The following is a 15,679-nucleotide window of genomic DNA, read 5'->3' as shown; positions in this document are numbered from 1 at the left end:
TCCTACTCGATTTTATATATAAACTTTAGTTTTTCGTAAGAAAATCGTTAAAATTAAAAATTTATTTTAATATAAAATCTAACTATAGAATAATTAAGGAGTTGGAATTTATGAAGATGAAAGCAAAAAAAATTATGATAATATTATTAAGTACTATGTTGATAAGCTCAGGGTTACATAGTAATAGTTTTGGAAAGGAAATAGAGAAGAAACATTTAGAGGTGAATAACAGTCAAAATTTACAGCGATTCACAGATGATTTTTTCAAGAAGAATATGGAGAAGCATTCAATTGCAGGAGCAGCTATAGCTGTTGTAAAGGATGGAAAAGAAGTATTTAAAAAAGGGTATGGGTACAGTGATATAGATAAGAAAATATCAGAAGATCCTGATAAGACTACTTTTCCAGCAGCATCAGTGAGTAAATTATTCACTGCAACAGCTATTATGCAACTGTATGAAGAAGGCAAAATAGATTTGAAAAAAAATATTAATGAGTATATAAATCATTACAAGGTTATTAATAATTATAAGGAACCAGTGACTTGCGGTAATTTATTAACTCATTCTAGTGGAGTTGACGAAGCTAGTGAACTTAATGGCACTACTTTAGATGAAAAATCCATACAATCACAGGAATATTATATGGATACCCATATTCCTAAGGTGGTAAGGGAGCCTAACACTGTTAGTAGATATTGTAACGAGGGGTATAACCTTCTAGGATATATTGTAGAAAAGGTATCTGGTATTACTTATGAAGAATATGTAAAGAAAAATATATTAGAGCCATTAAAAATGAATAATAGCTTAGTTAGATTAAAAAATAATAATACAGCTAAGGGTTATGGGTACGGAGGAATAGGCGGAGACTATAATGAAAGTCCTTTAGCTTATCAATATACTTCCGGATCTTCAGGGATAAATGCAACAGTTAAAGATATGGAAAATTTTATGATAGCTCACTTAAATAATGGAGAGTTTCAAGGAAAGAAAATTTTAAATGAAAAAACATCAACAATAATGAAGGATAAGCAATTTTCAAATGACAGCAGCTTACCTGGAATGGGCTATGGATTTATAAGAAGCAATAGAAATGGACAAGAAATATTAAAACATGAGGGTGCATTACCATCAGGTAGTACTACTACATTATTTTTAATGCCAAAGGAAGGTTTAGGGTTATATATTGCAACCAATTCAGTAAATTCACTTCCATTTAACTTTGAAGAAGAGTTTTTAAATAAATTTTATCCTACCACCAATAATAAGTTTAATGAAATAAAGAAAAATTCAATTAAAAATTTTAGTAAATATGAAGGAACATATAGAAACTATGATGGGATATCAAAAAGTAACATTATGAAGATCGGTTTTTTATTTGACCCTTCTATGAATATGAGAATTATAGCTAATAAAGACGGTACATTAACTCTTAAGGAGTATACTCTTGCTAAACAGAAAATCACTACAACTCTTGTTGAAAAGGAAGATGGAGTATTTGCAAGGGAAGATGGACGAGGAGATTTTGCATTTAAGATAAATGACAGTGGTAAAGTAACTTATGCATTTAATGATGTAAGCCATAATTCATTTGAAAAGATAAGTTTTTTTGATGAAGTAAATTTTAATATAGCTATATTTGCTATAGCTATGATTATGTTCGTTATTAATATAATTGAGCAATAGTTTTGTTTATAAAAAGGAGGTTTAAACAAACAGGGTGCAAAAGTTGTAGGGGCATAAAATTAATTAGAACAGCAAACTTAGTTATTAGTGCGTTTAATGTAGTTGGAATGCTTGGTGCAACTATAATGGCAATGACTATGATTAGTACTAATGATTTTACCTTTGCATGGTTACTTTATACTTTTTTAGGATTTCTAATAGTATCAACGGCTTTAAGTATTTGTGGATTAATTATTTTAATATATAATTGGGTTAAAAAGAGAGGAAGAAAAGCAGAAAAAATTTATTTTACAATCATAACTATAGTTAATTTTATTTTCATATGGTTCATATATTACTTTGATTTTTTAGGATTTAAAATATAACCTGAAACATCAATTATTTTGAAATATGGTACAATTTTATTAAAAACAGGTATTTGATGGGAGAAATAAGCGCTATGTTTAATGTACTGATTGTAGATGATGAAGTAGAAATAATTGAACTTATGGAAGTATACCTACTAAATGATGGGTATAAGGTGTTTAAAGCTACAAATGGGGTAGATGCACTTGATATAATTAATGAAGAAAAGATTCATCTTGTGATTTTGGACATAATGATGCCAGGAATAGATGGGTTGCAGGTTTGTATGAAGATTAGAAAAGAGTATAATATTCCAATTATAATGGTTAGTGCAAAGGGTCAAGACATTGACAAAATACAAGGATTATCTACAGGGGCAGATGATTATATGGTAAAGCCATTTAACCCAATGGAACTTATTGCTAGAGTGAAAGCTCAAATAAGAAGATATGTATATCTTAATGAAAATCACAAACCGTTTGACGATGAAGATATTATTGAAATAAAAGGGATTACTATAAACAAAAGAAATCATAAAGTTAATTTATTTGGTACAGAGTTAAAATTAACTCCAAAAGAATATGAGATATTGTTGCTATTGGCAAGTAACGGTGGGAAAGTATTTAATGCTGAGGATATCTTTAAAGAAATTTGGAAAGAAAAATATTTTGAAGGAAATAATACTGTTATGGTTCATATATGGAGATTAAGAGAAAAGATAGAGGATAATCCCAAGGAACCTAAAATAGTAGAAACGGTGTGGGGAGTGGGATATAAAATTGAAGAATAACAGTATTAAATATAATATACTCCTAAATTTTTTTACAGCTACGATAATGTCTATAATATCAACATTAGTAGGAGTTTTTTTAGTAATTATGTGGCTACATATTTTTTGCCAAAGTCTCTATATGAAATTTATTAATGATTATAATACAAATAGTTCAGTTATGCTGGGGATTAGTATAGGAGTGTTTGTGATTTTTATAGTGCTGATGTGCTTAATATTTATCAAAAAAATGAATAAAATCACTGATTATATAGAAGAAATATCACAAAATTTAAAGATAGTAGCTAATGGAAATATAGATATAAATATACCTATCAGAACAAAGGATGAGCTGGGAACATTAGCTTCAGATGTTAATAAAATGGCATATAGCATAAAAGAACTAATGAAAAAAGAAAGACAGTGGGAAAAGCAGAAGAATAACCTGATTACAAATTTATCTCATGATTTAAGGACTCCGCTTACTTCTGTTATTGGATTTTTACAGTTGATTGAAAAGAAAAATTATAAAAATGATAATGAGTTGCATCATTATTGCGAAGTTTCATTAAGTAAATCAAAGGAATTAAAGAGTTCAGTGGAACAACTTTTTGAGTTTACAAAGATATGTAATGGAGATGTAAATTTAAATAAATCTAATATATATTTACACCAATTAATAGAACAAGTTACCATTGGTTTTATACCGGCTTTTGAAAATAGTGGTATGGAATATAGAATATCTTCAAAAGATGCAGGTTTAATAATAGATGGAGATGCTATTTTATTAGTTAGAGCCTTTGAAAATATAATATCTAATGCAATTAAGTATGGTAGTAAGGGGAAATATTTAGATATAAATATAGGGAAAGAAAATAATATGGCTGTAGTTAGCTTTGTAAATTATGGAGATATAATAGAAGAAGAGAATTTGAAGAATTTATTCCAAAGGTTATATAGGGTACAAAGATCTTGTAATAAAAAAGATGGAACTGGACTTGGGCTTGCAATTGTAAAGACAATAGTAGAATTACATAATGGTAATATAGAGGTTGCAAGCTCTAAGGAAAAAACAGAATTTAAAACAAAATTACCACTTGATCAATAGGAACAGAAAATAGTAACTAATACCTTTTTTAACCTAGTTCTTGTTTTACTATATATTATTTTTTTATAAGAAGTTATGCCTTAAATTTAAAGGATTAAACAATAGAATTAAATGCATAATTTTAATATGGTTAGTCTCTATGTTAGGTTTATCTCCATTAACTTTATTAATAATAAAGTATTGTAATTTAATGATAAATGGATACTACGCAGCAGTTAATCACCTTAGGGGAGCCTTGGACTTTTTCCAAGGCTCTTATTTTTTTAAAAATATTATATGAGGTAACGAACCTAATATAATAACTTCTTCAAGATAGGTTAATATTAATTCCTTGACAGTTGTTTCTAAAGCATCGATATCCTTTTTTACGGGCCTCTAAGTGTTCTTTATGAGTAAATTTTGTAATATATTTAATTATAAAAAGAATTTTGTGGCTTAGAGGGGGAAAAGATGAATACATTAAAGCATTTATCTAAAGTTTTTGAGTCATCGGAGGAAATTATTTTTGACGATTCCTCCAAGATTGTTTTAATGAGTGATTGCCATAGAGGTGATGGAAACTGGTCAGATAATTTTTCGAAGAATCAAAATATTTATTTTGCGGCCTTAACTCATTACTATGACGAACACTATACTTATATAGAGATTGGTGATGGAGATGAACTTTGGGAGAATAAAAGACTTTCTGACATTAAGAGGGTACATAGCGATGTTTTCTGGTTGCTATCTAAATTTTATAATGAAGATAGGCTTAATTTTATTTTTGGAAACCATGATATAGTAAAAAGAAACGATAAATTTGTAAAAAATAATTTATATAAATATTTTGATGAACTCAAGAAAAGGTATATTCCTTTATTCGATAATATTAGGCTCCATGAGGGGATAGTATTGAGGCATAAAGTTACTAATGACAAAATCTTTCTAATACACGGGCATCAAGTGGACTGTCCAAATGATAAAATGTGGAGATTGACCAGATTTTTAGTAAGGTATTTATGGAGACCTCTTAACTTCTTTGGAGTAAATGATCCAACTAGAACAGCACAGAATTATCATAAGAAACAAGTAGTAGAAAAAAAGCTTATTGAATGGGTAATAAAAGAAAAACAGATGATGGTCGCAGGACATACACATAGGCCTATGTTTCCTGAAGTAGGTGATCCTCCATATTTCAATGATGGAAGCTGTGTTCATCCTCGATGCATAACAGCAATGGAAATTGATTTTGGTAATATCAAACTTGTAAAGTGGTATGTTAACACAAAGAAGGACGGAACTTTATTCGTAGACAGCGAAGTACTTGCAGGACCAAGAAAATTAAAGGATTACTTTGACGCTTAGAGATAATCTAAGTAACTTGCAGGACCCTCACTAATTAGTGAGGGTCCTCTTATGGTTTAATTTCGGGTATTAAGGTTTTTAGTCTTATCTTCCCCAGGGCTATTGTCAACGTACTCAACTAATTTTTTAATATTTCTCTCAGATAAAGTCTTATATACAAATCTGCCAGTGGCTTTAAATTTAACAAATAAAAGGTACATATTATCAGTTTTTAAAAAGCATTTCCATAAGTCGAAGAAATCTTCTCTCGAAACTTCATTCCACCTAAATTGTATAACAGTAACACTATTTGTATTTCTAAAAAATTGTCTGTATAAACTATCGCTAAAGGGAATTTGTTAATGGCTAGGCTATTCAAGTCTTAAAATATCGTATTCCTTATCAGAAGGGGATATTTTTTGAAAAATTATTCTATGTATATTTAATGTTAATTAAGTACATCATTATCTATAGGAACTACATTATGTTGAATTTATTTCCTGTAAAAATTATCTGATTGTAATAGTAATAATTTAATTAATGTTGCAGCTTGATCGAGATGATAATTACGAAGGTGATGATTTAAGCTGAAAATGGGTTAAATGGTTGGAAGTAAGTAAATGTTTAAATACATTATAAAATAAATGATTAATGAAAGGACATAATATGAGAGAAATAATATTGCACTGTTTTCAATGGAAAATCTCAGATATAACTAGAATTTTAGATAAAGTAAAAGAGTGTGGCTATACATCCATACAGGTTACTCCCGTGCAACCTTGCAAAAAAGGAGATGAATGGTGGACATACTATCAACCGCTATCATTTAAAATAGGTAATAGAAGTGGAACAAAGGAGGATTTAACAGAATTATGTTATAAAGCTAATAAAATAGGAATTAAAATCATCGTTGACGTAGTGTTACGACATTTAGCGGGTGATGAGAGTGGAAAGCTAATACCAAGTCAAACCGTAGATCAAAACCTACTAGATAACCCCAAATTTTGGACTAACGCAAAAAATACAGTGGATTATGGCAATAGAAATGCAATTGTTAATGGTGCTTTTGGATTACCAATGCTCAATTACAATGATGTAGAATTACAAAAAATTTATATAAATTTTTTAAAAGAACTAAAGAATTGTGGAGTGGGTGGGTTCAGAATCGACATGGGTAAGCATTTTGCATTAGAAAGTGAAGGAAGTTACTTTTGGACAAGGGTATTTGGTGAATTTAAAGATATGTTCAACTATGCTGAATGTATTGAATCCAGTAAAGAACTATTAAACAAGTATACACCTTTTATCAATGTGTTAACTGATGGTGATGCAACTGACCAGAGCAAGATGGTTATTTATGTAATGTCCCATGACACCGAGGAAAGCTGGGGATTTACTAAAAGCATGGATGATAATGTGATAACATCAAAATGGGGTTTACTATTAAAAAATCATAAAGAAAGTAATGTATTATTTTATATTAGGGCATATTCAGATTTATGGAAAATGGAAAATATTAAAAATATTAATTTGGCAAGATAAATGACTGCTATGGTTATTTTTGAAATTAGACTTGCTTTTAAAAAACTTGTATGTAAAAAATGATTAATAGAAAAAAGGGACTTTAAGGAGAGGGCGGAGGAAGGTTTGTCAATATGAGGAGACTATGATAGTATATAAGCATATAAGGAACTCCATATATTTTTTTTTGTGAATTTTAACTTTGTAATTTCTATTCTTATGAAGTTGTAAAAAGAAAATTGACAATAATTCTTATATATTAGAGTTAACAATAACGAATGGAGGAAATGAAATTATGGCTGATTTGCCAAATTGCCCAAAATGTAATTCAGAATACACTTACGAAGATAGAAGTATTTTTGTTTGCCCTGAATGTGCTCATGAATGGACTTTAGAATTAGAAACAGAAAGTAGTGAAGAGAAAAGGATTATCAAAGATGCAAATGGAAATGTATTAAACGATGGTGATTCTGTAACAATAATCAAAGACCTTAAAGTAAAAGGAAGTCCATTAGCCATAAAAAAAGGTACAAAAGTAAAAAATATACGTTTGGTTGATGGAGATCATAATATTGATTGCAAAATTGATGGGTTTGGAGCTATGGAATTAAAATCTGAATTTGTTAAAAAGGTATAAATCAAGGTTTAATGTAATAGAACCGAAATAGTGAACTTCACCCCATTGAATGATTATAACTAAAAAAGTTGTAAAATTCATCTGATGGGGTGTTTTTATATATAAATACTAAAAGGAGAATAAGTTTAATAAAATGATTCCATCCTTATTATACTTTCTATTTTGTTGACGTTTTCTAGTTCTTTTATTTTTTCTAATGAAATTCTTATGTTTTTTTCTGAACTTTTATGTGTAATAAATCCTAGTGGTCCATGATCATCGTGCCTTACATCTCCAGTAACGGACATAATGCTGACATTGTTTTTCCCAAATATTTTCGCTGTATCTCCTAAAACTTCTACTGTATCTTTAACATTAAGTCTAATATAGAATTCTGATTCATTTTCTTCTGATTTTTTCACTTCTTTAAAATCAGTCTTGTCACTTAGGTCTAATAAGTCATAAGGATTTACATTATTTCTTAATATGGATATTATATCACCTACAACTGCACTTCCAGTTGGAAAAGCTCCAGCGCCTTTTCCATATAGCATTAACTCTCCAACTGCATTTCCTTTTATCATAATAGCATTAAATGCATCGGCTACATTTGCCATTGGGTGGCTCGAAGGTATTAGGGTTGGATGTACTCTTAGCTCTAATTTGTTATTTACTTCTTTAGCTATTGCTAAAAGTTTTATTGAATAACCAAGTTTTTTAGCATATTCTATATCTATGTCACTAATACTTCTTATTCCTTCTCTATAAATACAATCATGATCTACCTTAGTTCCAAATGCTAGAGAAGACATTATTGCAAGCTTATATACAGCGTCAAAGCCATCAACATCAGAGGTTGGGTCTGCTTCAGCATAACCCTTTTCTTGCGCCTCCTTTAGTGCTTCATCAAAGCTAATCCCATCCATTGTCATTTTGCTTAATATGTAATTAGTTGTTCCATTTATAATTCCAATTATCTGATCAATCCTATTGGCTGTAAGGCTCTCATTAATCTCGCGTATTATTGGAATTCCACCAGCCACACTTGCTTCATAATAAAACAATACGTTTTCTTTCTCCGCTGTTTTAAATAACTCTTCGCCCCAGTTCGCGATAACTAATTTATTAGCAGTTACAATATGTTTTTTAGATTTCATTGCGCGTATCATATACTCTTTAGATTTATCGCATCCACCAATAAGTTCAACCACAATTTTTATACTTTCATCATTTATAATATCATCAATGTTATCTGTTAATAGGCCATTAGGTGCTTTGATATCTCTTTTTTTATTTATATCTTTTACAAGTATTTTAGCAACTTCTATTTCATAATTTGAACGTTTCATTATTTCTTTTCTATTTTCGTGAAGTATTTTCCATACACCCGTCCCAACATTTCCAAAACCTAAAATCGCTATTTTTACCTTTTTCATAATAGTTTTCCTTTCTAAACTTTAAAGTTATTCCTCCGTCATCTAAGGTGATGGAGGAATATAGTTAGGAACAAGACCTTATTTTGAAACCAGCTGCCAAAGAATTATTGACTTTTTATTGAACTGATTTTTCTAGAGCTTGCGTCAAATCGTATATAATGTCATCGATACCCTCAACGCCAATTGAAAGTCTTATCAAATCTGAAGTAACTCCAGCAGATTTTTGCTCCTCTGCGTTAAGCTCTGCATGAGTTGTACTTGAGGGGTGAATTACTAGAGATTTTGCATCTGCAACATTTGCAAGCAGCGAAAATAATTCTACATTATTAATAAATTTTTTTCCAGCTTCAAGGCCACCTTTTATTCCAAAAGTGAATATTGATCCTGCTCCTTTTGGTAGGTATTTTTTAGCTAAATCTTTGTATCTGCTCCCGTCAAGTTCAGGATAATTTACCCATGAAACATTTGGATGCTTACTCAAAAATTCAACAACTTTCCTAGCGTTTGTTACATGTCTCTCAACTCTTAACGATAATGATTCCAAACCTTGAAGAAATAAAAATGCACTTTGAGGGCTAAGCGTCGCACCGGTGTTTCTTAAAAGTTGAACTCTAGCTTTTAAAGCAAATGCTGGAGCACCTAAATTAGCATATACTATTCCATTATAGCTTTTATCCGGAGTTGTAAAATCAGGGAATTTACCGCTAGCTGCCCAATCAAATTTACCAGCATCAACTATAATTCCACCAATAGTAGTTCCATGTCCTCCAATGAACTTTGTTGCTGAATGAATAATTACATCTGCACCATACTCAATTGGACGGCAAAGGAAGGGAGTTGCAAAGGTATTGTCAATAATAAGGGGTATTTTATTTTCATGAGCAATATCCGCTACTGCCTCTATATCTAGAACATTTATTTTTGGGTTTCCCATTGTTTCAGCATAAAGTGCTTTTGTTTTATTCGAGATAGCTTTTCTAAAATTTTCAGGATCATCTGGATCAACAAATGTTACGTTAATTCCAAGTTTTCTAAGAGTAACATTAAATAGTTCATAAGTACCACCATATAGAGTGCTTGCAGCTACTATTTCATCGCCTGAATTTGCTACATTAAGTATTGCATAGAATGTTGCAGCTATTCCTGAAGCTGTAGCAAGTCCTGCTACTCCGCCTTCGAGAGCGGCTACTCTTTTTTCAAAAACGTCTGTAGTTGGGTTCATTATTCTTGAATATATATTTCCTTCTTCTTTTAATTGAAATAAATTTGCTGCATGATCTGCATTTTTAAAAACAAAAGATGATGTTTGATAAATTGGGACTGCTCTCGAGCCTGTAGTAGGGTCTGGAACCTGCCCTGCATGTACCTGTAATGTTTCAAAACTTAATTTTCGCTCACTCATATTAATTTCTCCTTTTATAATTATTTTTCTAAAAAAAAGCTGCTCTCCTATAAGGAAAGCAGCATGATTAACTTTAATAAACAATAAAATTGTATCATAAAATTTGCTATCGTCCTTATCTTTCAGATTTTACAATCTGATGGAATTGACACCATTGCACTTCTTTTAAAAATGCTGGTTGTCGGGCATCATCGGGCCAGTCCCTCTGCCGCTCTGGATAAGTTATATTTAGTTGTTAGTATTTAGTACATTATTTATTTAGATTTTTGGGAAAGAAAAAAAGCTACTTTCCTATAAGGAAAGTAGCAATAGTTAACTTTAATAAACAATAAAATTGTATCATAAAATTTGCTAACATCCTTATCTTTCAGATTTTACAATCTGCAGGAATTGACACCACTACATTCGAATAAGAATGCTGGTTGTCGGGCTTCATCGGACCAGTTCCTCTGCCACTCTGGATAAGTTGTATTCAGTTATTAGTATTTAGTATATTACTCATAAAAACAATTGTCAATACTTTTTTTAAAGATAAAATTATTTTAATTATGCCCTTTTATAATACTATATGCTGCACTGAACATACCAAATAAAATGCCAACGATAGGGAATATAATCCAATTAATGTGCCATAGATTAAAAACTAATCCACTGACAAGGAAGATACAGATTGCTAATGGCCATACGATAGCAGCAACTGCACCAATAAGTTTATTATCTTCAGTTTTTTCTTTTGAAAAGTCACCAATCTGTAAAAGAATACTAAAACTCTGCTTAATATTTCCAAAATATATAAAGAGGAAAACGGCAATAGCAATCATCACAAGTAAAACAACTACTCCGTAGCTAGATGCATTGTCGCCAAAAGCAGATGATACAAAAAGTGCAACTGGTGATATGACACATATGCACACACCTGTTATTACAGATATCATATGGGTTGATGCAAAAGCATTATTTTTTTGATTTACAATTACTTTTACATGAAGAGGTAAATCAAAACCGCTTTTTAGATACTTGTATTTTTCTAGCTTCATACCGGAATAAATGAATAAAGCTACAGCAGGTACACACAGTAAGAATAGTGCAATAATGCCAAACATATCGCTGAAATCTTTTGAAATTCCTTTACAGATAATGCCACCATCTATGAGAGTGGTAATTAATATTAATATAGCTGTTGCTACAATACATAAAAAAACACCTATACCCATCAATAAGCCAGATTCTTTTTTTGTAGTCATAAAGTTATCGGCCTCTTCTTGTGTAATGGTTTTAAGTATCGCACCCTTTTTCATATGTTCGATGCCAAGTTCATCAATTAATTCGTCAATATTGCCAAATTCTGAAATTACAATACCAATGGCCTCATTTTCTGATTTTCCATCATTCTTATTCTCGTTATATTTTTCTTCCATATTCCATAATAAATCATTTTTTAATTTGACCGTCTGATTTGTTCTTGGTAGGACTTTAAACATATTATCTAAATAATTTTTTATAGTTTCCATTCTAATCCCTCTCCTTAATAAATTTATTAATAACTTCTTTTGTTAAGCTCCATTCTTCACATTTTTCTTTATAGTAGGTTAAACCTACGGGGGTGATTTTATAATATGTGCGTCTTTTACCAAAGGTTTCGTCTTTATAGAAAGATTCGATATATCCATTCTTCTCAAGACGGTTGAATGCTGAATAGAGTGTGGTCTCTTTCATAACATACTTCTCCTCTGATAATTTTCTGATGTTTTTTGATATTTCATACCCGTAGGATTCGCCATCTTGAAGCATAAAAAGAATAATCGTATCATTATATCCTCGAATTACATCGCTGCTTATCAAATTATATCCTCCTTTGCTTTTACTGCATCTGTAGTACTTTGTCTGTCGTAGTAATTCAAGGATAACACAATTACTACGACAGGTAAAGTATTTTCTGAAATTTGCATAGATGTAATATTACTGTAAGTTTTGAAGATGGTACCTTATAGATTATTATGATAAACTATATACAGTAATAATTAGATTGGAAGGAATGGTGAGTTATGGACATAATATTTTTATTAAAAGCAATTATAATAGCAATAGTAGAAGGGGTAACTGAATTTATCCCAGTATCGTCTACAGGACATATGATATTGATTGGATGGGCAATTGGGTTTGAGGGAGAGTTTGTAAAGATGTTTGAAGTTGTAATCCAACTTGGAGCAATAATGGCAGTTGTTGTTTTGTATTGGGAGAAGATTAGCGAAAGTATAATAGAATTTTTTAAGTTTATATTTACTAAAGGAAAAGAGGGAAAGAAAGGATTCAGATTTGGGATAAATGTTATTACGGCATCTATTCCAATGGGAATTGCAGGAGTAGTATTATACGATAAAATAAAACTATTGTTTACACCAGAGGCTGTTATAGTAGGATTCATAGTTGGTGGATTATTGTTACTAATAATCGAGAAGAGAGTTAGAAACAGGGATCATAAAGTAGAAAGTATAGATAGCATAACGCCTATACAATCATTTAAGATCGGTTTATTACAACTGCTTGCAATGTGGCCAGGAATGTCAAGAAGTGCTTCTACAATTATGGGCGGATGGATTGCAGGATTATCAACACCAATAGCAGCAGAATTTTCATTTTTCATAGCGATTCCAGCTATGATAGGGGCAACAGGAAAAGATTTATTTGAATTTGATTATTCTGTAATGACGAAAACATTATGGATTTCATTAATAGTAGGATTTGTTGTAGCCTTCATAGTATCTTTGATAGTTATGAAAAAATTTGTGGATTATTTGAAAAAGAAGCCAATGAAAGTCTTTGCAATATATAGAGTAGTAGTAGGTATTTTACTTGGAATATTAGTATTAACTAAGGTTATTATTTTAGCATAATCATAGAGAATAAATAGCAAGAGGTATTTTTTCTTATATAAATAGTAAAAGGAGAATAAGCATATGGGAAATAATAAAGTATTAAATATTATAACCTCTATAATGATAGTAGCATCTATAATTATGGCTTTTTTTCTTTATGAAACAGTAAAGGGAAAAAATAAAATTACATATGTATTAAGTGATATGAAGACGGCAGTAAATGATGAAGGTAAAGACCAAATTTTAAAAAATGAAATAAACGAAGTAAAGGTTATAGATATAAACTTTCCTTTTATAAAAACAAGTATTGAGAGTACAGCAACGGATTGTTCAACAATTGGGAGTAGTATATTCCAGAAATATCAGGTAAATACACTTAAGAATAATATTAGTGAAATGGAGTTTGATGGGCTTCAGTATGAAAGTAATAAAATTATTAAAGGTAATCTAAAAGACTTTCTAATTGAAATTACTTTTAACACAAGATACTTAAAAGATGATGCAAATCTATTAAAGAATTCTATGATAGAAGGTAAAAATAGACCTTTATTTAGAACAAGGTTCCATATAAAGGTTACAGATAAACCATTTACATATGAGCTAGTTGAAATAGGTAAGGATTTAGGAAGATAAGGTGTGCAGGAAGTAGGGAAAGATATGAATAAAAAGAATAAGATATTAATTAGTATATCAATAATTTTAGTTATATTTTGTATTATAGGTGGATATTATATATATAATATCAAAAGCAATTACAGTAAAAACCATCCGATTATAGAATATAAAGATACTTCAAGACTTCAATATATAGCAGGTCCAATGCTTGAAAAATATCTAGGACAATATAAAATTAATACTAAGAATAAGGTAAATGAAAAGATAAGTTATTATACTTATAAAAGCAGTCAACTTATTGCAGGGGATAGTGGAACTTTTGCAATATCGGCAATATTTGATGTGGAGCCATATGATAAAGGTGACCTTAGCAAGCTAAGTAAATGGGGTTTAATAGATAATGATGGAATGATTCATTGTGATTGGACTTTAATTATAAGTAAGTTTGAAGGTAATAAGTATAAACTTTTAGATGTTTTACAAACCAGCGATGTAAAGAAAAAATTAGGTATATCAAAGAAAAATAGCAATATAATAGAGCCAGTAGTAACAGCGGATAAGTGTAAATATAAAATAGAAGAAGATGATGTGTATATAACTTATGATGGCGGTGTAAATTGGACTAAAATTCCAATAGCGCTTATGCCGTTAGAGGATAAAGATAAGCAAGATACAAAATCAGATGACTTGAATAAAGGAAGTTATTATATATCCGAAAAGAAAACGGCATTTATATATGGAATTGGAAGTTTATGTATATCGAGTGGCGAAGGGGAAACGTGGAAAGATGTAAATTTACAAAGTGATATTATGGGTATAAGAAGACAATTCATTGGATTTACGGATGAAGGATTTGGATATGCAATTATTGCTGGCGATAGAGCAATGAGTTTTGAAATGATAGATATTTATACTAGTAAAAATGGAGGAGATACTTGGGACTTTAAAGGTCCATTAATGAAAGACGGATCAAGCCTTGCAACTGGGATTTCATTTTCAACGAGCAAAATTGGATTTATAACAACTAAAAATAATGGCATATATATGACTACTAATGGAGGAGAGAGTTGGAATACAATTGAATTGCCAATATCAGAGGAACTTAAAGGCATATATGATGATCCAGTAGCACCTGTATTTAAGGGGAGTCATGGTGAGCTTTATGTTGGACAAGGGGATGATGGTGACTATGGAGCAGGCAAAAGCCAGGTATGTAGGTTTATTAGTGAAGACTTTGGTAAAAACTGGAAATATGATGGAGAGGTTATAAAATAAAAAAATGGTTATATATTGATTATGCTAAGAGAATGCTTAAATGTTTAGAACATAAATAAATAGTATTAAAATAGTGAGACCATACTAGAATTATTGATTCTAGTATGGTCTTTAATTATAAAGCAATAGTTATTTTGTAAGCTTAATTATTATATCCTTATGTTGAGAGTACTTGTTTAAAAGAACATCTCTTTTTAATATTTCAAAATCTTTAAAGTCAAAGCCGGGGGATACCATACAGCCAACAAGTGAGTAACCTGAACTATTCATAGCAGAACCAAAGATATAATTCTTAGGTACTAGGAATTGTGGAGTTTCTCCATTTTTTATATTAAGACCTAGTTGCTTAGTAGTAAGTTCTCCCTCTGGACTTATCATATATATTGTAAGAGGGGAACCTGCATGATAGTACCACATTTCATCTGATTTCAATCTATGAAACCTTGAAATTTCTCCATCTCTTAATAAAAAATAAATACTAGTCCAAAGTATTCTTTCACCTTCAAAGCTAGTTTTTAAATCATTGGAGCTAATATTTTCACAAGAGTCAAAGCTGCTTTTGTAGAAACCACCTTCAGGATGAGGTTCCATATTTAATGTGTCAATAAAGTATTGTGATGGGTGCATAATTTATCTCCTTTGTAAAAAAATGATTACACTTAATTATAATCAAGTAGGTCAGTAGTGACAAGGGTAGTTTCATTT

General features: G+C 30.4%; 15 protein-coding genes and 2 riboswitches. Of the genes, 10 read left to right on the top strand and 5 right to left on the bottom strand.

Annotation, left to right across the window (positions count from 1 at the left end):
* The first annotated feature begins 110 nt into the window (after positions 1-110).
* From ACWJJ2_RS11175 to ACWJJ2_RS11145, 7 genes are all read left to right on the top strand, one after another.
* On the top strand, positions 111-1,688 hold the full coding sequence (locus ACWJJ2_RS11175; protein ID WP_258280585.1) for a serine hydrolase domain-containing protein: 1,578 nt from the start codon (positions 111-113) through the stop codon (positions 1,686-1,688).
* Positions 1,689-1,690: 2 nt separating this feature from the next.
* The gene (locus tag ACWJJ2_RS11170) at positions 1,691-2,053 is read left to right on the top strand and encodes a hypothetical protein (protein ID WP_258280584.1); all 363 of its coding nucleotides are present in this window, start codon (positions 1,691-1,693) and stop codon (positions 2,051-2,053) included.
* 74 nt (positions 2,054-2,127) lie between these two features.
* Positions 2,128-2,823: a response regulator transcription factor gene (locus ACWJJ2_RS11165; protein ID WP_216302269.1), complete on the top strand. Its 696-nt coding sequence runs from the start codon at positions 2,128-2,130 to the stop codon at positions 2,821-2,823.
* The gene (locus ACWJJ2_RS11160; protein ID WP_258280583.1) at positions 2,813-3,910 is read left to right on the top strand and encodes a sensor histidine kinase; all 1,098 of its coding nucleotides are present in this window, start codon (positions 2,813-2,815) and stop codon (positions 3,908-3,910) included. The genes ACWJJ2_RS11165 and ACWJJ2_RS11160 overlap by 11 nt, the downstream gene beginning before the upstream one ends.
* A gap of 450 nt (positions 3,911-4,360) precedes the next feature.
* Positions 4,361-5,254, top strand: a complete 894-nt coding sequence (locus ACWJJ2_RS11155) for a metallophosphoesterase (RefSeq protein ID WP_220287702.1) — start codon at positions 4,361-4,363, stop codon at positions 5,252-5,254.
* A 630-nt stretch (positions 5,255-5,884) separates the two neighbouring features.
* On the top strand, positions 5,885-6,775 hold the full coding sequence (locus tag ACWJJ2_RS11150) for an alpha-amylase family glycosyl hydrolase (RefSeq protein ID WP_462953262.1): 891 nt from the start codon (positions 5,885-5,887) through the stop codon (positions 6,773-6,775).
* Between the two features lie 274 nt (positions 6,776-7,049).
* Positions 7,050-7,391: a zinc ribbon domain-containing protein YjdM gene (locus tag ACWJJ2_RS11145; protein WP_165413571.1), complete on the top strand. Its 342-nt coding sequence runs from the start codon at positions 7,050-7,052 to the stop codon at positions 7,389-7,391.
* A gap of 125 nt (positions 7,392-7,516) precedes the next feature.
* Here the strand turns inward: ACWJJ2_RS11145 and ACWJJ2_RS11140 are convergent, their stop codons facing one another.
* From ACWJJ2_RS11140 to ACWJJ2_RS11125, 4 genes are all read right to left on the bottom strand, one after another.
* Entirely contained in the window at positions 7,517-8,806 is a 1,290-nt protein-coding gene (locus tag ACWJJ2_RS11140) for a homoserine dehydrogenase (protein ID WP_462953261.1), read from the bottom strand.
* 115 nt (positions 8,807-8,921) lie between these two features.
* On the bottom strand, positions 8,922-10,208 hold the full coding sequence (locus tag ACWJJ2_RS11135) for an O-acetylhomoserine aminocarboxypropyltransferase/cysteine synthase family protein (protein ID WP_462953260.1): 1,287 nt from the start codon (positions 10,206-10,208) through the stop codon (positions 8,922-8,924).
* Positions 10,209-10,320: 112 nt separating this feature from the next.
* A riboswitch (SAM riboswitch) is annotated at positions 10,321-10,432 on the bottom strand.
* A 133-nt stretch (positions 10,433-10,565) separates the two neighbouring features.
* A riboswitch (SAM riboswitch) is annotated at positions 10,566-10,676 on the bottom strand.
* A 74-nt stretch (positions 10,677-10,750) separates the two neighbouring features.
* Entirely contained in the window at positions 10,751-11,719 is a 969-nt protein-coding gene (locus ACWJJ2_RS11130) for a permease prefix domain 1-containing protein (RefSeq protein ID WP_462953259.1), read from the bottom strand.
* A gap of 1 nt (position 11,720) precedes the next feature.
* The gene (locus ACWJJ2_RS11125; RefSeq protein ID WP_165413575.1) at positions 11,721-12,050 is read right to left on the bottom strand and encodes a PadR family transcriptional regulator; all 330 of its coding nucleotides are present in this window, start codon (positions 12,048-12,050) and stop codon (positions 11,721-11,723) included.
* Positions 12,051-12,253: 203 nt separating this feature from the next.
* Between ACWJJ2_RS11125 and ACWJJ2_RS11120 the strand changes: the two genes are divergently transcribed.
* The 3 genes from ACWJJ2_RS11120 to ACWJJ2_RS11110 all read left to right on the top strand — a co-directional run bounded on the left by ACWJJ2_RS11120 (position 12,254) and on the right by ACWJJ2_RS11110 (position 14,974).
* On the top strand, positions 12,254-13,102 hold the full coding sequence (locus tag ACWJJ2_RS11120; protein WP_462953258.1) for an undecaprenyl-diphosphate phosphatase: 849 nt from the start codon (positions 12,254-12,256) through the stop codon (positions 13,100-13,102).
* A gap of 63 nt (positions 13,103-13,165) precedes the next feature.
* The gene (locus ACWJJ2_RS11115) at positions 13,166-13,717 is read left to right on the top strand and encodes a hypothetical protein (protein ID WP_462953257.1); all 552 of its coding nucleotides are present in this window, start codon (positions 13,166-13,168) and stop codon (positions 13,715-13,717) included.
* A 24-nt stretch (positions 13,718-13,741) separates the two neighbouring features.
* On the top strand, positions 13,742-14,974 hold the full coding sequence (locus ACWJJ2_RS11110; RefSeq protein ID WP_462953256.1) for a WD40/YVTN/BNR-like repeat-containing protein: 1,233 nt from the start codon (positions 13,742-13,744) through the stop codon (positions 14,972-14,974).
* Between the two features lie 129 nt (positions 14,975-15,103).
* Here the strand turns inward: ACWJJ2_RS11110 and ACWJJ2_RS11105 are convergent, their stop codons facing one another.
* Positions 15,104-15,601, bottom strand: a complete 498-nt coding sequence (locus tag ACWJJ2_RS11105; RefSeq protein ID WP_462953255.1) for a cupin domain-containing protein — start codon at positions 15,599-15,601, stop codon at positions 15,104-15,106.
* Between the last annotated feature and the right edge of the window lie 78 nt (positions 15,602-15,679).

It is taken from the genome of Clostridium sp. CM039 (assembly GCF_055081075.1).
This window is presented reverse-complemented; position numbering and strand designations above follow the sequence as displayed.